Origin of the sequence: uncultured Catenibacterium sp., assembly GCF_900540665.1 — a bacterium.
Lineage (GTDB): Bacteria > Bacillota_I > Bacilli_A > Erysipelotrichales > Coprobacillaceae > Catenibacterium.
This window is the reverse complement of record NZ_UQGV01000026.1, coordinates 1-23,148: the sequence shown is the minus strand read 5'-3', so window position 1 is coordinate 23,148 and position 23,148 is coordinate 1. Positions and strand designations below refer to the sequence as shown.

24 protein-coding genes and 1 riboswitch are annotated in these 23,148 nt (G+C 34.4%); of the genes, 4 read left to right on the top strand and 20 right to left on the bottom strand.

The features are described 5' to 3' along the window. Positions 1-68 precede the first annotated feature (68 nt). The 3 genes from QZQ55_RS04980 to QZQ55_RS04970 all read right to left on the bottom strand — a co-directional run bounded on the left by QZQ55_RS04980 (position 69) and on the right by QZQ55_RS04970 (position 2,864). Positions 69-629, bottom strand: coding sequence for a flavin reductase family protein (locus tag QZQ55_RS04980; RefSeq protein ID WP_295090643.1), 561 nt, complete (start codon positions 627-629; stop codon positions 69-71). Then, a complete protein-coding gene (locus QZQ55_RS04975; protein ID WP_295090640.1) occupies positions 626-1,351 on the bottom strand; it encodes an arginase family protein in 726 nt (241 codons plus the stop codon). The genes QZQ55_RS04980 and QZQ55_RS04975 overlap by 4 nt, the downstream gene beginning before the upstream one ends. Positions 1,352-1,439: 88 nt before the next feature. Beyond that, on the bottom strand, positions 1,440-2,864 hold the full coding sequence (locus tag QZQ55_RS04970; protein WP_295090637.1) for a 6-phospho-beta-glucosidase: 1,425 nt from the start codon (positions 2,862-2,864) through the stop codon (positions 1,440-1,442). A gap of 202 nt (positions 2,865-3,066) precedes the next feature. Beyond that, positions 3,067-3,177: riboswitch (TPP riboswitch) on the top strand. Positions 3,178-3,225: 48 nt separating this feature from the next. Here QZQ55_RS04970 and thiC point away from each other — a divergent pair. Then, positions 3,226-4,533, top strand: coding sequence for a phosphomethylpyrimidine synthase ThiC (thiC, locus tag QZQ55_RS04965; protein WP_295090634.1), 1,308 nt, complete (start codon positions 3,226-3,228; stop codon positions 4,531-4,533). A gap of 37 nt (positions 4,534-4,570) precedes the next feature. On the opposite strand, the gene QZQ55_RS04960 is transcribed toward thiC, so the two are convergent. The 8 genes from QZQ55_RS04960 to nagB all read right to left on the bottom strand — a co-directional run bounded on the left by QZQ55_RS04960 (position 4,571) and on the right by nagB (position 12,457). Beyond that, a complete protein-coding gene (locus tag QZQ55_RS04960; protein WP_295090631.1) occupies positions 4,571-6,040 on the bottom strand; it encodes a glycoside hydrolase family 1 protein in 1,470 nt (489 codons plus the stop codon). Between the two features lie 118 nt (positions 6,041-6,158). Then, a complete protein-coding gene (locus QZQ55_RS04955; RefSeq protein WP_295090628.1) occupies positions 6,159-7,196 on the bottom strand; it encodes an NUDIX domain-containing protein in 1,038 nt (345 codons plus the stop codon). Between the two features lie 49 nt (positions 7,197-7,245). After that, positions 7,246-7,860, bottom strand: coding sequence for a D-alanyl-D-alanine carboxypeptidase family protein (locus tag QZQ55_RS04950; protein WP_295090625.1), 615 nt, complete (start codon positions 7,858-7,860; stop codon positions 7,246-7,248). 109 nt (positions 7,861-7,969) lie between these two features. After that, complete coding sequence (locus tag QZQ55_RS04945; protein ID WP_295090622.1) at positions 7,970-8,455, bottom strand: hypothetical protein; 486 nt, start codon at positions 8,453-8,455, stop codon at positions 7,970-7,972. A 6-nt stretch (positions 8,456-8,461) separates the two neighbouring features. Continuing rightward, on the bottom strand, positions 8,462-9,481 hold the full coding sequence (locus QZQ55_RS04940) for a YdcF family protein (RefSeq protein WP_295090619.1): 1,020 nt from the start codon (positions 9,479-9,481) through the stop codon (positions 8,462-8,464). Between the two features lie 41 nt (positions 9,482-9,522). Then, positions 9,523-10,461 (bottom strand): homoserine O-succinyltransferase, encoded by a 939-nt coding sequence (gene metA, locus QZQ55_RS04935; protein ID WP_295090616.1) that lies wholly within the window; start codon positions 10,459-10,461, stop codon positions 9,523-9,525. Positions 10,462-10,473: 12 nt separating this feature from the next. Beyond that, positions 10,474-11,670 (bottom strand): deoxyguanosinetriphosphate triphosphohydrolase family protein, encoded by a 1,197-nt coding sequence (locus tag QZQ55_RS04930; protein ID WP_295090613.1) that lies wholly within the window; start codon positions 11,668-11,670, stop codon positions 10,474-10,476. 55 nt (positions 11,671-11,725) lie between these two features. After that, entirely contained in the window at positions 11,726-12,457 is a 732-nt protein-coding gene (gene nagB / locus QZQ55_RS04925) for a glucosamine-6-phosphate deaminase (RefSeq protein ID WP_295090610.1), read from the bottom strand. Positions 12,458-12,720: 263 nt separating this feature from the next. On the opposite strand from nagB, the gene ptsP reads away from it, so the two are divergent. Further along, positions 12,721-14,442, top strand: coding sequence for a phosphoenolpyruvate--protein phosphotransferase (ptsP, locus tag QZQ55_RS04920; RefSeq protein WP_295090607.1), 1,722 nt, complete (start codon positions 12,721-12,723; stop codon positions 14,440-14,442). Between the two features lie 93 nt (positions 14,443-14,535). On the opposite strand, the gene ucpA is transcribed toward ptsP, so the two are convergent. From ucpA to QZQ55_RS04895, 5 genes are all read right to left on the bottom strand, one after another. Further along, positions 14,536-15,333, bottom strand: coding sequence for an SDR family oxidoreductase UcpA (ucpA, locus tag QZQ55_RS04915; RefSeq protein ID WP_295090604.1), 798 nt, complete (start codon positions 15,331-15,333; stop codon positions 14,536-14,538). A gap of 83 nt (positions 15,334-15,416) precedes the next feature. Next, positions 15,417-16,820, bottom strand: coding sequence for an APC family permease (locus QZQ55_RS04910; protein ID WP_295090601.1), 1,404 nt, complete (start codon positions 16,818-16,820; stop codon positions 15,417-15,419). Positions 16,821-17,281: 461 nt separating this feature from the next. Next, the gene (gene der, locus QZQ55_RS04905) at positions 17,282-18,589 is read right to left on the bottom strand and encodes a ribosome biogenesis GTPase Der (protein ID WP_295090598.1); all 1,308 of its coding nucleotides are present in this window, start codon (positions 18,587-18,589) and stop codon (positions 17,282-17,284) included. An 11-nt stretch (positions 18,590-18,600) separates the two neighbouring features. Continuing rightward, a complete protein-coding gene (gene cmk / locus QZQ55_RS04900; protein WP_295090595.1) occupies positions 18,601-19,263 on the bottom strand; it encodes a (d)CMP kinase in 663 nt (220 codons plus the stop codon). Positions 19,264-19,275: 12 nt separating this feature from the next. After that, positions 19,276-19,890 carry a hypothetical protein gene (locus QZQ55_RS04895; protein ID WP_295090592.1) on the bottom strand — a complete coding sequence of 205 codons (615 nt, stop codon included), beginning with the start codon at positions 19,888-19,890 and terminating at the stop codon, positions 19,276-19,278. A 116-nt stretch (positions 19,891-20,006) separates the two neighbouring features. Here QZQ55_RS04895 and QZQ55_RS04890 point away from each other — a divergent pair, with 116 nt between their 5' ends. After that, entirely contained in the window at positions 20,007-20,183 is a 177-nt protein-coding gene (locus QZQ55_RS04890) for a ferredoxin (protein WP_055233576.1), read from the top strand. A gap of 29 nt (positions 20,184-20,212) precedes the next feature. Here QZQ55_RS04890 and QZQ55_RS04885 read toward each other — a convergent pair whose 3' ends face one another. Further along, on the bottom strand, positions 20,213-20,956 hold the full coding sequence (locus QZQ55_RS04885) for a pseudouridine synthase (protein ID WP_295090589.1): 744 nt from the start codon (positions 20,954-20,956) through the stop codon (positions 20,213-20,215). Positions 20,957-20,986: 30 nt separating this feature from the next. Beyond that, positions 20,987-21,541, bottom strand: coding sequence for a DUF5662 family protein (locus QZQ55_RS04880; protein WP_295090586.1), 555 nt, complete (start codon positions 21,539-21,541; stop codon positions 20,987-20,989). A gap of 113 nt (positions 21,542-21,654) precedes the next feature. Between QZQ55_RS04880 and QZQ55_RS04875 the strand changes: the two genes are divergently transcribed. Next, positions 21,655-22,017: a hypothetical protein gene (locus tag QZQ55_RS04875; RefSeq protein WP_295090583.1), complete on the top strand. Its 363-nt coding sequence runs from the start codon at positions 21,655-21,657 to the stop codon at positions 22,015-22,017. A gap of 12 nt (positions 22,018-22,029) precedes the next feature. Here the strand turns inward: QZQ55_RS04875 and scpB are convergent, their stop codons facing one another. After that, positions 22,030-22,620 (bottom strand): SMC-Scp complex subunit ScpB, encoded by a 591-nt coding sequence (gene scpB, locus QZQ55_RS04870; protein ID WP_295090580.1) that lies wholly within the window; start codon positions 22,618-22,620, stop codon positions 22,030-22,032. Beyond that, positions 22,610-23,148, bottom strand: a 539-nt coding sequence (locus QZQ55_RS04865) for a segregation/condensation protein A (RefSeq protein ID WP_295090577.1), incomplete at its 5' end; no start/stop codon positions are given. The genes QZQ55_RS04865 and scpB, both read right to left, overlap by 11 nt.

Here is a 23,148-nt window from a genome sequence, read left to right as displayed (position 1 = left end):
TGATTTTAAAATCAAAGAGGTTTTTGGTATTTAGTCGCTTAACTTAATACCATTGCTCATGTGAGTCCTTATTTTAGTTTAAGTCCATCTTTAAAGGCATGTCCAACAACTTTGCCTAGACCAACATATTGATTATTGAATGGATCAAAGGTAATAGGCTTTACTTTTGAAACATCCACTCTTCCTGTTTCATCTAGAACACGTTCATCAACAGATACATTCACGATTTCACCTTTCATGATTTCTGTTTCTAGATCATACTCCTTAAGACGACATTCTAGACAGATAGATAATTCATTAATAATAGGTGCATGTACTTTACTAGAAGGTGTATAAGTAAAGCCTGCTTTTTCTAACTTGTTAGGTTCTTTATGTCCGGATACAACACCTACATAATCACAAGCCACAACATGATCTTCATCAGCAATACTGACAGTAAAAGCCTGTGTCTTTAAGATATTCTGAACTGTTTTATGTCCACTAGAAAGACTTAATGAAATTTCCATTGTATCGCTAATACCACCCCACGCTGCATTCATTAAATCAGGATGATCATTCTTATCAAAGCTTCCAATCATATAAACTGGCTGTGGATAAGTAAGTGCACGTGCCCCAAAATCTTTTCTCATTTTTTTCTCCTTTTTAGTATTTTCATAGCCGTTTGATAAAGTGCTTCGTCAGAGATGGTGTTGATTCTTTCCGCTTTGATATAGCTAGGGTAATCATCAATATCTGGATCATCACCACATATATCAATACCTATTACCTCACAGTTTTTAAGAAAATAGGCCAAAACATCCTCCAGCTTGCTAAGTGACATCTCTCCTTGATTCCAGTTCGTCATAGCATAACGTTCATCTAGAACGTCTTTATCTATAGAAATATAAACAGGATACTTGGTCTCAAGTGGAATAGAATAGCCTTTTTCTAATTCCTCGATGCTGATACTTAAGACCTTATTTGTATCCACCAATGTTAAGTCATGCTTACTTGGACCTATCAAATATAAGCGATGAAGGAATGGATGATGTAAAGCTTTTTGAGCCCAATTCCCACAGCTGAGCATATCTCCTACAACAGAAGACTGCATATCTGTATGATGATCTATTAATACAAGATCAAAAGGTTCTTGAATAAAGTCAATCATCAGTTTAGTAATGTAATGATAATCACCAGAATCAATGAAATGAATACCAGAAATACCATTTTCTTTTATCATCTCTTTCAATTGTTTCTCTGCTTCTTGATCACAGAATAAACGTGTTCCTTCAATGTCACTACAATCATAATAAGTCAATTGTGCATTCCCCTTACTATAACAATGAGTAAAATCAAATACATAGTTACGCATCTTTATCACCTGTTGATAATTATAATCTTTATTTAGCACTTGTCAAATATGACTGCTAAAAAGGGATGGCTATGCCATCCCAAGAGATTTATAATTCTTCACCGTTTGTTTCAATAACATGTTTATACCAGTCAAATGATTTCTTCTTGCTTCTAGAGAAGTCACCTTCATGGTTATTATTATAGTTAACATAGATAAAACCATAACGTTTATCATATTCACCAGTAGAAGCAGATACGATATCAAATGGAGACCACATAGTATAACCTAATAAGTCAACACCATCATAAGTCACTGCATCTCTCATAGCTTCAATATGTGCTTTTAAGTAATCAATACGATACTGATCATCTACAGTACCATCAGCTTCTTTCTTATCATAAGCACCAAAACCGTTTTCTACAATCATCATTGGAAGTTCATAACGGTCATTGAACCAGTTCAAGCACCATCTTAATCCTAATGGATCAATCTGCCAACCCCAGTCAGAAGCTTTTAAGTATTCATTTCTTACAAAGTCTTCACCAGAGTAATCAAATGTCTTTTCATTGCGTCCCTGATATTTAGTTGCAAATGACATATAATAAGAGAATCCAATATAATCTACTTTACCTTCGCTTAAGATCTTCTTATCTTCTTCAGTAATGAAATCATATCCTTTTCTTTCAAACTTCTTTAAGATATGACTTGGATAATGTCCTCTTGCATGAACATCAGTAAACCAATATTTCTGATGCATAGCACCTAATGCATTCATCATATCTTCTGGTTTTGGAGAAGCTGGATATACACCATTCATACCAATCATACAACCAACCATTAAATCAGGATTGATTTCATGAGCCGCCTTAACTGCAAGTGCAGATGCCAAAAGTTCATGATGAGCAGATATATACATAAGATATTCTGCATCATCCCCTTCTTTTAATAATACAGCTCCTTCCTGAATAAGGTTATGCTGAGTTACATCAGCCTGGTTATTGATTTCATTGAAAGTCATCCAATATTTTACTTTATGCTGATATCTTTCAAAACATACCTTTGCGAACTTCACAAACATATCAATGGCTTTACGATTAGTAAATCCTCCATATTCCTTTGCAAGTGCCCAAGGCATTTCAAAATGTGATAATGTGATGACTGGTTCAATACCATATTTTAATAATTCATCAAATACATCATCATAGAATTTTAAGCCTTCTTCATTAGGTGTTTCTTCATCTCCTCTTGGGAAGATTCTTGTCCAGGCAATAGAAGTTCTAAATGCCTTAAATCCCATTTCAGCAAGTAATGCGATATCTTCCTTATAATGATGATAGAAGTCTACACCTACATGGTTTGGATAATCTTCTCCAGGAAGAACACCATCTGTTAAACGTCTAGGTGCTCCTGTTACGTTATCTCCCGCTGTTTCTACATCTGTACAGCTGATTCCTTTTCCGCCTTCCTGCCAGGCACCTTCACACTGATGAGCAGCAACAGCGCCACCCCATAAAAAGTCGTCTCTAAACATTGTCTTATCTCCTTTTCTCTTTGTAATAATTATAAATAGAAATGAAAGTGATTTCTATAATTTTCAAAAATAGAAAGCAAACTCTCGTAAATATGTTTCATCTTTACATTATTCGTTCAAAATTTCACAATAATTTTGTAACATTTTTTCAATGAAAGCGTTGCATTTTATTTGTATAAGATGTAATATACCACTATCAACCAAATAAAAAAAGGGGAGCTGACGCGACGGCTGAGAAGAAATACGATCGGATTTCGACCCACATAAACCTGATACGGATAATGCCGGCGTAGGAATTTTGTTTTTTTTAGGTATACATGCTCAGGTATACCTTTTTTTATTGTTTAAAAGGAGGAAATGTATGAGTTACACAACACAAATGGATGCTGCAAGACAGGGAATCATTACACCTGAAATGGAAATTGTAGCTGCAAAAGAATCTATGGATGTAGAAGTATTACGTGAGCATATTGCGAAAGGACATGCAATTATTCCATGTAATAAGAATCATACTTCTATTGATCCAAGTGGTATTGGTTCAATGTTGAAGACTAAGATCAATGTCAACTTAGGTATTTCTAGAGACTGTAAGGACATGGATGTAGAAATTGAAAAAGTGAATAATGCAGTTAAGATGGGAGCTGAATCCATCATGGACTTAAGTTCTTATGGTGATACACGTACTTTTAGAAAGAGACTAACTAAAGAATGTCCTGCAATCATTGGTACAGTTCCTATTTATGATGCTGTTGTATATTATCATAAAGCATTAAAGGATATTACTGCTAAGGAATGGTTGGATATTGTGAGAATGCATGCAGAAGATGGCGTGGATTTCATGACTATTCATTGTGGAATCAATAGAGCTATGTATGAACGTTTTAAGAATAATAAGCGTTTAATGAATATTGTTTCTCGTGGTGGTTCTATTATGTTTGCCTGGATGGCTATGACTGGAGAAGAAAATCCATTCTATGAACATTATGATGAAGTCTTAGATATCTGTCGTGAATATGATATTACTATGAGTTTAGGTGATGCCTGTCGTGCTGGATGTCTTGCTGATGCAACTGATGTGGCACAGATTGGTGAATTAGTGACTTTAGGAGAATTAACACAGCGTGCATGGGATAAAGATGTACAGGTGATGATTGAAGGTCCTGGACATATGCCTTTAAATCAGATTGCGGCTAATATGGAAATCCAGAAGACAATCTGTAAAGGTGCACCATTCTACGTATTAGGCCCTCTTGTGACTGATATTGCACCTGGTTATGATCATATTACTGCTGCCATCGGTGGTGCTATTGCAGCAACTTATGGTGCATCATTCCTATGCTATGTGACTCCTGCTGAACATCTTCGCTTACCAAACTTAGAAGATGTAAAAGAAGGTATTATCGCATCTAAGATTGCGGCACATGCTGCAGATATTGCGAAAGGCATTCCTGGTGCTATGGAATTAGATAATAAGATGGCTTGCGCAAGAAAGAAGCTGGACTGGGAAGAAACATTCAAGTATTCTATTGATCCAGAAAAAGCAAGACGTTATCGTGAAGAAGCCGCACCTGAAAAAGAAGATACATGTTCTATGTGTGGTAACTTCTGTGCTGTTAAGAATATGAATCGTATTCTTGATGGCGAAATTGTAAATATCTTTGATGAATAAGAAAAAGTGTAGCTCGTTTTAATGAGCTACACTTTTATTATGCTAAATCTTCACCGTTAGATTCGCAGACTTTCTTATACCAGAAGAATGAATCCTTCTTGCTTCTTGAGAAGTCTCCAGTTCCATCATCATGTCTATCTACATAGATGAAACCATAACGTTTTGCATACTGTCCAGTACCTGCAGATACTAAGTCGATTGGTCCCCAAGTTGTATAACCAATAAGTGGTACACCATCCTCGATAGCTTCATCCATTGCTTTAATATGATCTCTGAAGTAATCAATTCTATAAGTATCATGTATAGAACCATCTTCTTCTACCTTATCAAATGCACCAAAACCATTTTCTACAACCATTAATGGTGTATGTGGATAACGATCATGTAGGATATTTAATGTATATCTTAATCCATCAGGGTCAATCTGCCATCCCCAGTCAGAAGCCTTTAAGTAAGGATTCTTAGCACCTGTTGCAAGGTTACCATTTGTCTTTTCAGCATTTTCATCTACTGTTACACAGTTAGACATATAGTAAGAGAATGTATAGAAGTCAATTACACCTTCTTTGATGATCTTCTTATCTTCTTCAGTAATAAATGATGTATCAATTCCATGTTCTTTGAAATATCTGAACATATATGTTGGATATTCACCACGTACCTGTACATCACCACAGAAGTTATTCTTGAAATTATCTTCATTAAACGCTGCAAGAATATCTTTTGGATTTGGTGTTAATGGATATAAAGTTGTATGAGCAATCATGTTACCAATCATGAAATCAGGATTGATCTTATGACCCTCTGTCACAACTAATGCACTTGCAACAAACTGATTATGTAATGCTTCAAATGTTTTCTGAGGGTTAGATTTTAATTTGTTTAGTGGAATACGTTCATCAGAGTTAACATCTTCTGGATCCATGATACCTAAACCATAAAGGTCTCCTAATCCACCTTCGCCCATACATGCGATATTGATTTCGTTGAATGTTAACCAGTATTTAACCTTATTCTTATAACGTTTCATACAAGTAGTGGCATACTTAACGAACATATCAATAACTCTTCTATCAGAGAAACCATTATACTTAGTAACGATATTCCAAGGAATTTCATAATGACATAATGTAACTAAAGGTTCAATATTGTGTTTCTTACATTCATCAAATACCTTGTCATAGAAAGCTAAACCTTCTTCATTAGGTGTTTCATCATCACCATTAGGGAAGATTCTACCCCAGTTGATTGATAATCTGAATACATTCCATCCCATTTCTGCAAATAAAGCGATATCTTCAGCATAATGATGATAGAAATCAATTGCTTCATGGCTTGGATAGAAAGCAGTCTTATCAGTTTTTGGTAAGAATGTTCTTGGAGTATTTACGTCTCCGCCAAGTAACATATCTGGTACTGATAAACCTTTACCATCTTCTAAATAAGCACCTTCACACTGATTGGCAGCAACAGCGCCACCCCATAAAAATCCTTTTGGAAAACTCATTTTCTTTACCTCCGTTCATCTTTTCTTCCTGTATTATATACATAATAAAAATCATTATGATTTATTTTCATCAAATGAAAATGATTTACACAGTATGAAAATTATCAAAAGTTATTATTTAGAATAAATCTCCTCTTTTATGTTCTCCCATATTAGACATAATACATTCTTGATGTTGCTTATGAACAATATCCCATACATACTCCATACCTGTTGCGAGAGGCTGTTTGAGGAAGTCTTCTTTATTGATCCAATATACCTCCCCTTCATCACTTGAATGGAGAATACCTTCATAATTATTTGTTTTATAGATAAGAATAATATTATGAATAGAATGCTTATACCAATGATATAGACCACATAAATACGGATCCTTAATTATTAGGCCTGTTTCTTCTTTCACTTCTCTTATCATAGCATCTTTGAAAACTTCTTCTTTTTCTACATGACCACCAGGGAAAGTAATGCCTGTGTATGAGTCATTCACTTTATTCTGAATTAATACATGTCCTTCATTGTCTTCAATCATACACATATTCATAAGACAGACGTCTTCCTTACGACGTTTCTTTACAACTTTAAACACGATTGCCTGTACTGGACATATCTCTAAACAGGCACCACAGTGTAAACACTGTGACGTGTTGATAATTTCATTATGAATACAATGTTGAGGACAAATAGTCCCACACTTGCCGCAATGAATACAGCGGTCAGTAATTGTATAAAAAGCACCATGCTCTTTACTGTTAATAGTAATAGGTGCTCTTTTGATATGTGCTGGATCACTGATATCAAAATATTCACCTGATGCTTCATATAAACAAAAAACATCCAATGCCTTTCTTGTATCTCCTGGATAAATAGACTGCATATAAGTATTCTTCAAGAAGATCTCATCAAGCTTATTTGAACCAATATTTTTTACTTTACCACTTAAACTAAAAGAAACCTTTCCTTTAAGTCCTGTTAAGGAAATATACTCTTGATTCATCAGTTCCTGATAGAAACTTTTACCTCTTGCAGTTAAGAAGTAAATCCCTTCTTTATCATACAACATTAAGTCGATGATTCTAGTGATTGGTTTTCCTTCACTATTAATAGTCGCCATTGTGACAGAATGAATATCTTCAACAAGTAATTTAATATAATCCATAAAAATACCTCCAGATATTAGTGTATACCACAAACAAAAAAGAGTCTATTTAAAGACTCTCCACATACTCTTCTAAACACAAATTATTCTTGTACATTTTTAAAGACGCTTTTTTACCTACATAGCGATAATGCCATGGTTCATGTTTAATATGTGTGATAGATGTTTTATTCTTAGGATAACGTTTCACAAAACCATATTTATATGCATTTCTTTCTAACCATCTATAAGCAGACTGATTGGTTGTATAACGGTTATCTCCTACTATGTCCACTGCAAGCCCTAATTGATGTTCACTTGTACCTGGGGCTGATACATAATTTAATGCATATCTTCTTGCAAGAATCGTAAATAAGCCTTTATTCTTATAATAATTCGTACGATTATCTAAGATTTTCTGTTGTGAATGAGATGATCGGTATCCTTCATTCACCTGCATATAAATATCATCTTTTCTTGCATCTCTAAACATTTGTGATAGTTCAGGTACAATACGTGAATCTACTTCTTTCCCATTATTCAACTTTGTAAGAATCACTTTATAGTTATCTGGTATTTTACTTGTATGATTAACAAGCATAAGGTTCCATCCATGATTAACAGAAGCATCTTCTACAAAAGTATCTGAACGAAAAATAACATAACCTGCTAGTATAAGTAACAAAATCCCCAAAACCAAGAGACATTTCTTGAATAATCGCATTTCTTTTCACCTCACAATAGTTATATCGTGAAATGTTGAAAAGAAACATCTCAAATTCCTTACAAAAATATTAAGATTTACTTACATGATTATAATCTTTAGTCAGCAACAAGATAATAGGACGAAGGAATCCACATGAGAAAACACTTAATACAATAAGCCATGATGCATATTTACATCTTTTAGATAAGAAGTGATAGGCAATAATATGATCTGTAATAAAACCAACAATTAATATAACTAAAAATACAGCAAATAAAAGATAGTTTAATTCAATCATCACAAATAACACATAACCAATGATTAGTACAGGCAAAGCACAAATAGAAGATATAATACCAAGCACATGATCTCCTGTAATATTTCCCAGTAAATATTTATTATAGAAAGGAATCCAGCCACGATAGTTTTTATTATCTAATAATGAAGAGACAAGGAACCCTTCAAAAAGATAACCTACTATATACGTGCATAGTATGCCTACGAAAAGAGAAACAAATACTAAAAATAATGTAGATAATATACCCATTAAAAAGAATACACTAAGACCACCCATGATTATTTACCTCACAATCGAAAAAATAATAACAAATATACTGTAGAGAATAATCACCATACTATGCTTCTTCCATGTCATGCTTAAGTAACCTATGAATTCTCTAATTAAAGCATTTAGTGTAAAATACCATTTAGTGACTGAACCAAAGCCAATACATCTAATTCCTAAATCTTTCGCAAGTATCAAGGCTCTGAAAACATGATAAGATGTTGTAACAAGGCCGACTCGTGGAGATTCTTTAGTCATGAGTTTTGATGAGAATAAGAGGTTTTCTTTTGTATTTGTAGACTTGTTTTCAATAAGTATCTTACTCTCATCAATTCCTTTGTTGATGGCATAGCGTGCCATGGCTTCTCCTTCAGGAAGTTCTTCTCCCCTGCCTTGTCCTCCAGACATGATAATCAAAGCTTTTGGATTCTTTTTTAAGATTTCTATTCCCTTATCAATTCTACTTGCGAGTAATGGAGTCACCTGTTCCCCTTTGATTCCAGCACCTAATACTATTATATAATCCAGTTTTCTTTTTTTAAATATATGGAATGTATTTAAAAAAGCAGAAAGGCAATAACTTGCAAGAACGGATAAGAAATAGAATACCGAAAATGAAATAATAGCATAAAGAGATGTCATTATTTTATTAAATGATTTTACAAATATCGGTCCTACAAATGGAAAAACAAATAACCCTATCGCAAATCCTAAAGAAAGAAGATTAGTCAATTTCAATCCTTCATGTTTAATAACTTTAATTCCTTCTACAAAGAACATAATAATAGTTGCAAGTGGAAAAAATAGGATAACAAGTACTGCAACAGCAACTAATAGAACCCCTATATCCATAATAAGTGGATAATGAGTTAATGTTTCAGAATAGTAGAACGCATAGAAAAAAGCTGTGATAATAGTCATAAGTGAAAGGCCAAAGAACCCCACACCACTCCACAAGGTACGTGATTCATAATGCATGAGTAAACAATACATGAAATATAAGATCAACAATATAATTAATGGTATAAATATCATACACTCACCTCCTAACATAAAAAGCCACCTATATAGATGGCTTATTTCTTACGTTCATGAAGATCACTTAGATCATATGGTGTTTCCTGGTAAACATAATAGTTCAACCAGTTAGAGAATAATAGATAGGCATGTGAACGCCATTTTACTTGTATTTCCTGAGATGGATCATCATCAAGATAATAATTTTTCGGTAGTTCAGCAATGACATCTGGTTTCTCTTTATCACGCTTATATTCTTTATCTAATGTGTCTGGATCATATTCAGGATGTCCTGTCACAAAGAACTGAGAGCCATCCTTAGAAGCCACTAAATAGACACCGGCATCATCACTTTCTGCAAGTATATCAAGATTTGGATTACTTGAGATGTCTTCTTTTAATACAGTTGTATAACGTGAATGTGGTGCATAGAACTGATAATCAAAACCTCTTAAAATCTTTCTTCTCATCTTTCTTTGGTTAGTATGATGACGATATACACCAGTTAATTTATGTTTCAATAAGTACTTATCAATGTCATAGTAATAATGTAAAGCAGCCTGTGAAGCCCAGCAGATAAAGAAAGAACTAAAGACATGTGTCTTTGCCCATTCAAAGATTTCACTCAGTTCATTCCAATAGTCTACTTCTTCAAAAGGCATCTGTTCTACAGGAGCACCTGTAATAATCATACCATCATAAGAATTCTCTTTGATATCCTTAAATGTTTTATAGAATGTCAATAAATGTTCCTTAGGGACATTCTTAGAATCATGAGTGGACATATGAATAAGTTCTACTTCTAGCTGTAATGGTGTGTTAGATAATAATCTTAATAATTGTGTTTCTGTTGTAATCTTTAAAGGCATGATATTCACAATTAAAATCTTTAAAGGTCTAATACGCTGTGTCGTTGCACGAGTCTGGTTCATCACGAAGATGTTTTCAGCTGTTAAAACTTTATATGCTGGTAAATCATCTGGAATATTAATTGGCATACATAACTCCCCCTATCTATATGCAAGTAATTCATCAAATGCATCAATAATAAAATGGTCAGTCATCCCTGATAAATAATCAATAATACTCTTTTCTAAAGCATGTGAATCATTCTCAAAGTCATATACAATATGATTTTGATAACGTTCATTCTGAAATAAAGTACTATAGCGTGTCAGCCATTTAATATAATGATTAATAATAAGTGGATAACGTTCTGCATCTTTTTTTAAGTCTAAAACAAAATCATCATGTTGTCCATACTCATATAAAAAAGAAAAGAGACTCTCTAGAATCAACTGGACATACTTTGTATGAATCTTAACCTTCTTTATTTCATAGATATTTTGATAATTGAACTTCATGAAGATCTTCATGATTTCAAAGGCTTCATCAGATAAACCAATATATTCATCTGTACTATTATGAATCACATCCTGAATAAAATAATTAACTACTGTACCATTATTAATTGCCTTAAATAAATCTGGTACAACAGTATTGATTTCTTCTATCAAAGCCTTCATATCTTTTTCCTTAAGTATATGCAGGTTCCATGCATCTTCTATATCACGCGCAAGATAAGCAATCTTATCACTGATTTTTACCACACAACCTTCAAGAGTATAGGGCTGATAGAGTCCTGGTGATTGAAAGTCTTTTAAATCGATTTTTTCATCTCTAGGTTTAATTCTTCTTTGATTCACTTCGCCACAATGGGCTATAATGCCATCTCTTACTGCATAGGTCAGATCAAGATTATGTTCAATATGTTGATCATCCTCTAATAAACATAAATCATCTATAAGATGAAGACTATTCTTTTCATGCCAGAAAGGCTCTAAGCCATATTTTATAGACAAAGATGATAGAATCTTTTCTCCTCCATGACCAAAAGGTGCATGTCCTAAATCATGTCCTGCACTAATAGCACGTGTGAGTTCAGTATTAAGACCTAATTGATAAGCGATTGTATAGCTGATAGATTCAACTAGATTCACATGCTCTGCACGTGTACATATATGATCATTGTCGGGTGCAAAGAAGACCTGTGTCTTATGTTTTAAGCGTCTATAAGCTGTAGTGAATATTATACGATTATAGTCTCTCATAAAAGGTGTTCTAAAATCACCCTGTCTTTCATATAACTGTGACTCCCTTTTTATGCAGTCATTATATTTTGGATTTTCTTTATTCATCGCTTTCATGAAATCACCTCAAAAAAATTATAACACAAAAAAGGCGCCTAAGCGCCTCATGAAATTATTTAGATAATAATGATGCAGCTGCTTCATCAACAATGATGATCGCATCTTCATGTTTCTGAAGAATAGAAGCTGGTAATTCTTCTGTCACTGGTCCTTCAACTAAGCCTTTAACTGCTTCAGCTTTTCTTTCACCAGTTGCAATTAATAATACCTTCTTAGCTTCCATGATATTAGAAATACCCATAGTGATTGCATGAGTAGGAACAGCACTTAAATCACCATTGAAGAATAACTTAGCGTTGTCCTCAATTGTGCTCTGTTTTAATGCAATATAATGAGTTACTGAATCAAATGATGTACCTGGTTCATTGAAACCAACATGTCCGTTAGAACCTATTCCTAATAACTGGATATCTCTTGGATTTTCAGCTAATAGTGCATTGTATTCATCACATACTTCTTCGATTGAACCCTTACCTTTAGGAACATTGATATTATTCTTATCGATATCTAATTCATTGAATAACTGATGGCACATAAAATAGTAATAGCTCTGTGGATGATCCTGTGCTAAACCATAGTATTCATCAAGGTTGAATGACTTGATATCTTTATAGCTTGTTCCATTAGTCTTATGGTCTTCTCTCATTAATTCATAAAGACGGATTGGTGTAGAACCTGTAGCTAGGCCAAGGTTTGCGTTTGGTTTGTTTTTGATAACGTCTAGCATGATTTCTGCTGCTTTCTGACTTGCTTCTTCATAATCTTTAGTAACAATAACTTTCATATTATTATCCTCCTGTTTACACTTCTATATTATACTTGTTATTCCTATTTGTAAAGCAATATTTTCATATCATGAAATTTTATTTACTTATTTTGAAATATATAGAGCTTGATTGTCTTATAATGAAATTAGTTGATGTAAGCAGTAACAAAAGGTACAAATTTTTTACATTTTTCTTAAAAAAGTGTGTTCGAAAGAACTTCTTGTCTTTATTTTATGACCCTTTTATTGTAAAATATGGAGTATATGGAGGTAGGTCAAAAATGACAAATGTAAAAGGTATTGCGGCATCTAGTGGTTATGCCATTGCGAAAGCATATAAATTAGATATGCCAGATTTAACTGTAACACGTACTACAGTTGAAGACACTGAAGCTGAAATTGCGAAATATAACAAAGGCGTTGCAGCAGTAAAAGTTGAAATCGCTGCAATTAAGGAAGCAGCTACTAAAAATTTATCAGAAGAAGAAGCAGCAGTATTTGATGCTCATGCTCAGATTCTTGAAGATCCAGAACTTCAGTCACAGGTTGAAGCTAAGATTACTGGTGAAAAGTTATGTGCTGAAGCAGCATTAGAAGATGTAGCTAATTTATTCATTACTATGTTCTCATCTATGGATGATGCATATTTCAAAGAAAGAGCAGCTGACGTTAGAGACGTCACTACTCGTTTAAAAGCTAACTTATTAGGTAAGTCTTTACCTAACCCTGCTTTAATTGATGAAGAAGTTGTAATCATTGCTCACGATTTAACTCCTTCTGATACAGCTCAGTTAAATAAGAACTTAGTTCGTGGTTTCATCACTGATATCGGTGGTAGAACTTCTCACTCTGCTATCCTAGCTAGATCTATGGAAATCCCAGCAGTTGTAGCAACTAACGTTATTACTGAAACTGTAAATGATGGTGATATGGTTGTTCTTGATGGTTTAACAGGTGATGTATTTGTTAACCCTGATGGAGAAACAGTTACTACTTATGAAGCTAAGAGAAAAGAATATGAAGACTATAAGGCAGAACTTAAGACATTAAAGACTGCTGAATCAGTATCTACTGATGGTCATAAAGTATTATTAGTAGCTAACATCGGTTCTCCAAATGATATCGAAGCTATTAAGCAGAATGGTGCTGAAGGTGTTGGTTTATTCAGAACTGAATTCTTATATATGGAATCAGATGAACTTCCAACAGAAGATGCACAGTATGAAGCTTATAAGACAGTACTTGAAAACGTAAATGGTCCAGTTGTTGTTAGAACAATGGATATCGGTGGAGATAAGAAGTTAAAGGCTCTTCCAGTTCCTGAAGAAATGAACCCATTCTTAGGTGTTCGTGCTATTCGTCTTTGCTTCCAGAGAGAAGAAGTATTCAGAACTCAGTTAAGAGCATTACTTCGTGCTTCAGTTTATGGTGATCTTAAGATCATGTTCCCTATGATTGCAACTGTTGACGAATTCAAGAAGGCTAAGGGAATCTTATTAGATGAAAAAGCTAAGTTAGAAGCTGAAGGTGTTAAAGTTTCTGATTCAATCGAAGTTGGTATCATGATTGAAATCCCAGCTGCTGCTGTTCTTGCTGATCAGTTCGCTAAGGTTGTAGATTTCTTCTCAATCGGTACAAACGACTTAATCCAGTACACTTTCGCTGCTGACCGTATGTCATCTACAATCAACTACTTATATCAGCCATTCAACCCATCAATCTTAAGATTAGTTAAGAACACAATTGATGCTTCTCATAGAGAAGGTAAATGGACTGGAATGTGTGGTGAAATGGCAGGCGAAGCTCTTGCTGCACCATTACTACTTGGTTTAGGACTTGACGAATTCTCAATGTCTGCAACTTCAATTCTTGCTCAGAGAAAACGTATCAGAGAATTATCTTATGAAGAATCTAAGAAAGTAGCTGAAAAGGCAACTACTGAACTTTCTACAATGGAAGAAGTTGTTGAATTAGTTAAAGCTGAAACTGGTATTGAAGGATAAAAAACACAATACTCGAGAGATGAACATTTGTTCATCTCTTTTTTTGCGCATACAAAAAACCACCTCTATAAAGAGGTGGCAAGTATTGTGATATTAGTTTGTACCGATAGACATTGTTTCTGGCAATGTAGCACCACCATCAATAACAATCTGAGCACCTGTTAAGTAGCTAGATTCATCGCTTCCTAAGAATGCGAATAATTCACCCACTTCGATAGGTCTAGCAAGACGTCCCATTGGAACATTTGCTGCGATATCATTGATTGCTGCTTCTGGATTTTCTGGGTTAGATTCAACAGCCATCTTTTCAACCATTGGAGTTCTAGCATAGCCAAGCTGTGAGCAGTTAACACGGATATTACGTTTAGCATATTCTACAGCTAAGCACTTAGTTAAACCAACTAATGCAGCCTTAGTTGTAGCGTAAGCTGCTTCACCAGCATCAGCTACAATATCACCAGTTACAGAAGAAGCGATAACGATACTACCTCCACCCTGTTTTAACATATAAGGAACAACTGCTTTACATGTATTCCATACACCCTTGATGTTTACATCAATATGGAAATCACGCATTTCATCAGTCATTTCTTCAAATGGCGCTAAGCGGCAAACACCAGCATTACAGCAAGCAACGTTGATTTCACCAAACTTTTCAACACCCTTAGCAGCAGCTGCATCCATCTGTGCACGATCTGCTACGTTAGCTACTACAGTGATGATTTCAGCACCGTATTCTTTTCTTAATCTTTCTGCAGTATCTTCTACAGTTGGTGATAAGTCAACCATGATTAGTTTTGCCCCATATTTCGCATATGCAGTTGAGATTCCTTCTCCAAGTCCTACTGCAGCACCTGTAATTAAAGCAACTTTTCCTTCTAATTTAGCCATTTTATTGTTCTCCTTTTCTAAACTAAATTTATATATGCAAGCAATCATTTGCTTTGCCATTAATTTTAAATACTATTTAATTGTTAGAACTTCTGAACTCCATCAGGTGTTTCAATTTCTACTGGATGTTTCTTCCAGTTAACACAAACCATCCAGAGCCACAATAACATACCAACACCAAGATATACACCAAAGCAGACCCAAGAATCAATACCCTGACCAAGTGTACAGAAGAATGCAATAGTGACTGCAATCAACATTGCAAGAAAACGGAAAGCATCTCCACCCTTTACAGTATTTGCACTTACCCAATCAGGATGTTTTCTATGAATACAGATAGCTGAAATCATAGTGAGCGCATAAGCACAAGCACATCCGAAACTCATCAAGTTAAAGAATGCACTCATGAAGTCAGATGAGTTCTGTAATACGATAAATATTAATGATAATACTAATAAGAAGATGTTAGGTAATAATGGTTGCTGGTTCTTGTTTACCTTTGCGAAAACTTTTGGTAAGAAGTTCTTATTCGCCATTGAATATAACATACGTACTGTTGACATCCAGAAACCAAGTAATGAAGCCCCCATACCAAGCAAGCAAGAAAGAATACCAACGATAATAGGCCAGAATGTCCATCCTAATACTTTCTGCATAGTCAAAATAGTTAAGAAACCATCCTGTGCAAGGGTTGTATGAACGCCCTGTAATCCATCTAATCCTGCAACACAGAAATAGTAGAATACATAGATGCAGCCACAAGTAAGAATTGAACCACAGATTGCTTTCTTAGAGTTCTTGATTGGGAAGTCCCCTTCTTCAACCATCTGAGGTACTGTTTCAAATCCAAAGTATGGTGTAATCAATAACGCCATACCAATGATCCATCCAGGAATACCATTGACAGAGATTAGAGTTGACTGGAAGATATTTCCAAAGTTAGATAAATGCCAATGTCCTGAGAATAGTAATAAGAAACCAGTAATGATAGTAACTGCAATATTACAGAAAAGCATACCTGCCTGAGCCTTTACTAAGAACTGAACGTTCTGAATACTCATAAAGAAATACAAAACAAGTAATACTGCAGCACAGCCTACCATGCCCCATGTACCAAGACCTAGATTTAATGTCTTATTGATCCATGTCATGATAGCCATAACAACGGCTGGTGGTACTGAAATCCAAGCTGCCATGATCAGCCATGAAGCTAAGAATCCAACATGTTTGTTGATACCAACAGTATTGTAGATTAATTCCCCACCACCAGTGTGGAAAATAGATGCCAATTCACTATATACAAGTGCGATTGGTAAAATAGCGACAGTCATAAGTGCGAATGCAAGGAATGTCCCGCTTCCACAATAACCATAGAATACAGAGTCCCAATAGTTTACAAATGTAAAGATAGAACCTGTTGCAACGGTGTAAACGAAAATCAGCTTAAGACTTTTATTTAAGCCACCCTTGCTTTCTTTGTTGTCCATAAAACAACCTCCTCCATAATTGCAATCGAGAATAGTTGAGGAGCAGGATTACTGCAAAAAAAAAACGTTCTCTCAAAGAGATACCAGAAAACCATTCATTATATGAGATATGTCCCTTCACATAATCTCGCAATCAACTATTCAATTGAAATGATATCACTCACATATTTGGTATGGTAGCACTTACATTTCTACCAGTCAAGCAAATGGGTGAAATGAAATTTTAAAGTATTCTCTTTATTAAATAACACAAAAAAGAAGGATTTTTTAATATTTTAATCCTCCATGTTTAATATAAGTGGATCTTTAAAAAGTATTATAATCACTCATATTACTCTCATTATTAGAAGTGATATATTATATCAACATATGTCATATTCAACTTACAAGTCTAGTGCCCGGAAATGTTTAGTTAATACCGATGATTTCATCACACAAAAAAACTGACCTATTCGGTCAGTTTAGTCTCTTTTTCTACAAATAATATGTATTGGAGTCCCTTCAAATCCAAAACGATCTCTTAAGCAGTTTTCTAGATAACGCTTATATGAGAAATGCATGAACTTAGGATCATTAACAAATAATACAAATGTCGGTGGCTGTACTGCAACCTGGTTGGCATAATAAATCTTAAGTCTTCCACCTTCAAATGTAGTAGTAGGATTCATTGCCTGAGCATCTACAATAACATCATTTAATACACTTGTAGTCACACGTTTATGAGCATTCATATAAGCTTCTACAATCAAATCAAATAATGTATTAATACGCTGTTTCTTTAAAGCACTGACAAAAGCAATACGTGCATAGTCAAGATATTTGAACTGTTCTCTTAAACTCTTTTCCATCTTAGCCATTGTCTTTTCATCTTTAGTAACAGCATCCCATTTATTAACAACTAAAACAACAGATTTACCTAATTCATGTGCATACCCTGCAACATGCTTATCTTGTTCAATGATTCCTCTTTCGCCATCAACAACACAAAGGATAACATCACTCTGTTCTACGGCCTTTAAAGCACGTAATACAGAATATTTTTCAATATTCTCATAGACTTTACCCTTCTTACGCATACCTGCTGTATCGATGATTCTATACTTATAACCATCTTTTTCAAACGCTGTATCAATCGCATCTCTTGTTGTTCCTTCAATATTAGAAACAATAACACGATCTTCACCTAAAATCGCATTTGTAAGAGAAGATTTACCAACATTTGGTCTACCAATAATAGATACCTTGATTTCATCTTCTTCAAACTCATCTTCTTCATCTGGAAGCACTCTAATAACTTCATCAAGAAGATCCCCTACACCAATACCATGAGCACTTGATACAGGAATTGGTTCACCAATACCTAAACTATAGAAATCATAAATGTTATCTCTAAATGCCACATCATCAATCTTATTAACAGCTAAAAGTACAGGTTTACCTGATTTCTGAAGCATTCTTGCTACAAAATTATCTTCACTTGTTAAACCTTCACGACCATTAACTACAAAGATAATAACATCTGCTTCTTCAATCGCAATCTCAGCCTGAGTCTTAATCTGTTCTGTAAAATCAGCATTCTTTAATTCAATACCACCGGTATCAATAATTCTAAATTCTTTTGTAAGCCAGCTCGCTTTTGCATAAATACGGTCTCTTGTAACACCTGGTACGTCTTCTACAATAGAAACACGTTCACCAATAATACGGTTAAATAATGTAGACTTTCCTACATTTGCACGACCTACAATCGCAACAATACCTTTTTTCATATTTCGCCTCCTTATTGAGTCTTCTTTTCGACTAAATTCATAATATGTGCAACAACTTCATCAATAGTCATATCTGAAGTATCAATCTCAATTGCATCATCTGCTTTCTTTAATGGAGAAATCTCACGTGTCATATCTGCTTCATCACGTGCCGCTACTTCCTTCTTGATTTCATCAAGATCAGAATTCAATCCACGACTTAAATTTTCATTATGACGACGTAAAGCACGGCATTCAATAGATGCCACCTGATAGATCTTTAGCTGTGCATTTGGCAATACAACAGTTCCAATATCTCTACCATCAAGAATAACGCCACCTTCTTTGGCCATTTCTCTTTGTTGTGCTACTAAATATGTTCTTACTTTAGAATAAGCAGAAACAATAGATGCACCTGCACTAATTTCATTGACACGAATATCTGTAGTTACATCACGATCATTTAAATAGACAGTGTTATCAGGCATTAATTTAATCTTAATTTCTGGTAATAAACGACAGACAGCATTTTCATCATGGAAATCAACACCCTTCACAAGTGCATAATATGCCACACAACGATACATTGCACCTGTATCAATATAGGTATAACCTAGATTATTTGCAACTCTCTTAGCAATCGTAGACTTACCTGCAGCTGCAGGTCCATCAATCGCAATAGCAATTTTCTTCATTCTAAAATCCCCCTAAATATTCAGAAAAGTCATGATAATAAATACAATCACCGCAATCACAAGTAATGCAATCGCACCATTCAAAATCTTTATGAATTTTGTATCTTCTTGTTTTTCAGGTAATGGTGCTTTCTTTTGTGCATGTTTCTTTTCATAGTTTGGTGCACTTCTCACTACTGGTTCAGTTTTTACTGGTTCACGATGTGGTATTTCTTCGCTGTACTTTCTAAAAGCTTCAACATCTTCTTCAGGTGACATAGCAGCCAGCTTGTCCATCAGGCTACCACCCTTCACTGCATGCCCTCTTCTTAACTCAGACGTATGATAATCACAGATAGTATCCTGTGAAGAAGCATCCTCTTTCATTTGATTCAAAATATCAAGACGTGTATTCATACGTGTTCTTGTTGCACTGAGACGATTCTCATGCAATGATTCAAATGGGTTGCTTTCATATTTGAGTGTTTCATATGTCTTTGGTTCTAGACTTTCACGATGATTTGACTTTGGTATAAATGATAAGAAATCATCATCAGCATCATCTTCTTCATGAGGCACATAACCAGCATCATCATCGATATTGTCACGTAAATCCTTATACTTAGACATTCTTGTCTGTTCTGACATAAATTTCACCACCTAATCGTATCTATTATAGCATACCTATAAAATTAAGAAAATAACTTTCAAAAAACCTCATAATCCGTTATAATAGATGTATATGAAATAAGGAGGATATGTAAATGAAAGTTAAAGTTAATGAAGGCTGCTTAGGTTGCGGTGCTTGCGCAGGAATCTGCCCAGATGTTTTCGAATTAGATGACGAAGGATTAGCAAAAGTAATCGTTGAAGAAACTGAAGATCCAGCTGTTCAGGATGCTATCGATGGCTGCCCAGTTGGCGTAATTGAAGCTGAATAATAAAGCAAGAGGATGCTAGGCATCCTCTTTTATTTTTTGTTTGCGTTTTTCTTTTTTAAAGCCATTGTACGTAATACATTTACTTCATGTGGTTTTAAACGACGATAAGTACCAGGAGTTAATCCCTTTAAGTCGATTGGCCCAATCATGATTCTTCTTAAACGCTTTACAGGATGTCCTACTTCTTCGAACATCTTCTTGATCTGTCTGTTCTTACCTTCTACTAAACGAATCATCAACATAGTTGTCCCATGTTCTTCATCATTTCCAGTAATCGCAATTTCACAAGGTAATGTTTTAACACCTTCTAGATAGATACCTCTTTCTAGCTGGTTCTTTTCAGCCTTAGTAAGTAATCCCTTAACAGATACTTCATAGACTTTTTCTAAATGACTAGATGGATGCATAATAAGGTTCGCAAATTCACCATCATTTGTCATAAATAAAGCACCTGTTGTATCATAGTCAAGTCTTCCTACTGGATAAACTCTTTCATTACTATCTGCAAAATAATCAGCAACACATGTACGATCATGTTCATCACTCATAGTACATACGCATTTTTCTGGTTTATAGAATAAATAATATACTTTATCTTCTTTATTAATAACTTTTCCATTGACACAGATTGTATCTTTCTTAGTTACCTTAGTACCAAGTACTGTTACAACTTCACCATTCACTGTCACTTTACCCTGCTGGATCAGTTCTTCAGCCTTACGACGTGAAGTATAACCACTCTGTGCAATCACTTTTTGTAATCTTTCTTCCATTATTCCACCCTTTCTTTTCCATTAAATAATCTACACGAAATCGTCCTTAAATTCAACAAAATATTCATCATAATCATGATGTCTATTAATCATCTTGATTGTATCATCAAGTCCATGATTCTTTAAATAGACAAGCATAAAACGAAGTAAGGCACGTGTTTCAGGATGTAATATATATGAATATTGTCCTGATTCATAATATTGTAAAGGAAAGGCATCTGTATAATTCTTTCCTTCATAAATCTTGCTTGCTGCAACTCTATCACAGAACATCTCTAGCACATAATTATAAGGCATTTTAGCAGGGACCTGACCCTTTCTTGTAAAATCCACCCAGTATTCCCAATGATGCTTATTACGGCCTTTATGATGTAGCCAGGCTGTTGAGTAGCCTTTCTCATTTCTTTCAGCACTATTAGGAGAATATGTTCCCTTATAATACTTAATACCTGTAATAAATTCAGTAGGAGAATATTTAGATAAGTCATGTAATAAGCCTTGCTTATATAAGTGTACTTTAAAGCATAGCTTTCCTACTAATATCTTATGTCTTGTTATTGTTTTAAAATGTCCCAAAATATGCACTGTATTTTCCTCATTTATGTGTGTTTCCCACTATAACACAAAATCATTCTTAAGTATATGTCTTTTCTTTTTATAATTCAATGATATAATGGTAGAGAATTGGAGGTAAAACTATGGCATTTCACATTGAAATAGAAACAAATATTGATGATGCTTCACTTGATGTAGAAAGCTGTGAGGAGGTTATTACTTTCTTGGAGAATTCCTACGAAAATGTGAGAGCAGAAATATATAGCTACTGCTTAGGTATGCGTACATTAAGATATGCATTAATAAGTATTGTCGTATTAGGAATCCTTTTCTTTATTAGTCATTCTAAGTTATTCTTATTTGGAATGCCAATCGTGACACTGATGATCATGCTTGGTACCATTTCTCTTGCAGAATCAACTTCCGTGGCTGTAAAGAAACAGGTTAAGGAAAAGATTGAATATTATAAACGTCGTTTAAAACTATTAAAAGAATGTAAACTATAAAAAAGTCAGAAACTAATTCGTTTCTGGCTTTTCTTCTACCTTTTCCTGATATTTTGTGTTGAAGATATCTTCTTCATCAAATTCAGATTCAATTTCTTTAAGTTCTGGTAATTCATCCAAGCTTTTTAAATTAAAAGCATCCATGAATTCATCAGTCACACCATATAAGACAGGTTTACCTGGTGAATCATCACGACCTATTTCTTTAATAAGGGCTTGTGCTAAAAGCTTACGAATCATTGATTCACAGCCTACTCCACGTATTTCTTCAATACGAATTCTAGTAACAGGCTGATAATAAGCCACAATAGCCAATGTTTCTAAGGCAGACTTAGATAGCTTTCTACCACTTGTAGTCATCATCTTCTTATAATAGACATCATGCTGTGGTAATGTCACCATCTTATAAGTACCACCAAAATCACATATATCTACACCCTTGATTGTTTTAGAAGCATAAAGAGAGAGTAATTCATCCATCAATTCGTAAGCTTCCTTCTTAGTGATTTCTAATGTATCCGCAATATCTTTAATTGTAATGCCTTCATCACCATAGATATAAAGCATACCTTCTATGACTGATAAATACTCATTATTGTCCATAGTCTGTTCCTTTCAAATAAATCTTTTCAAAATTACCACTTTGAGTAATCAATAACTCACTGTTTTTTACTAAGACAAGAATAGAAAGGAATGTCACTATCGCAAAATAGCGGTCTCCTTCATCAAACAAGTCTTCAAAATCAACAGTTTTACCTTTGTGACGCAAGAAATAGCTTCTGATCTGTTCTGTTCTTTCATCAATAGATATTTCTACACGTGCAATTTTAGATTCAAGAGGATGCAATAGAGCACGTCTTTGCATAACTCTCTGCATCGCCTTGATGAGATCATATACTTCCATTCCTTCAGGAATAGTTTCTTCACCACTAGGAAGATACTCTTCTAAAGCTGAAGGTATTTTAGAATGCATTGTCTGACGCAAGTCATAAGAGGCTTCAAAGGCTTCTAAGATACCATTGATGCGATTCTTTTCAATCAGTCTTTCAATCATTCTCTTTCTTTCTGCTTCATAATCATCTTCTTCATCTATTTCTGGCTTAGGAAGAAGTAATTTACTTTTCATTTCAA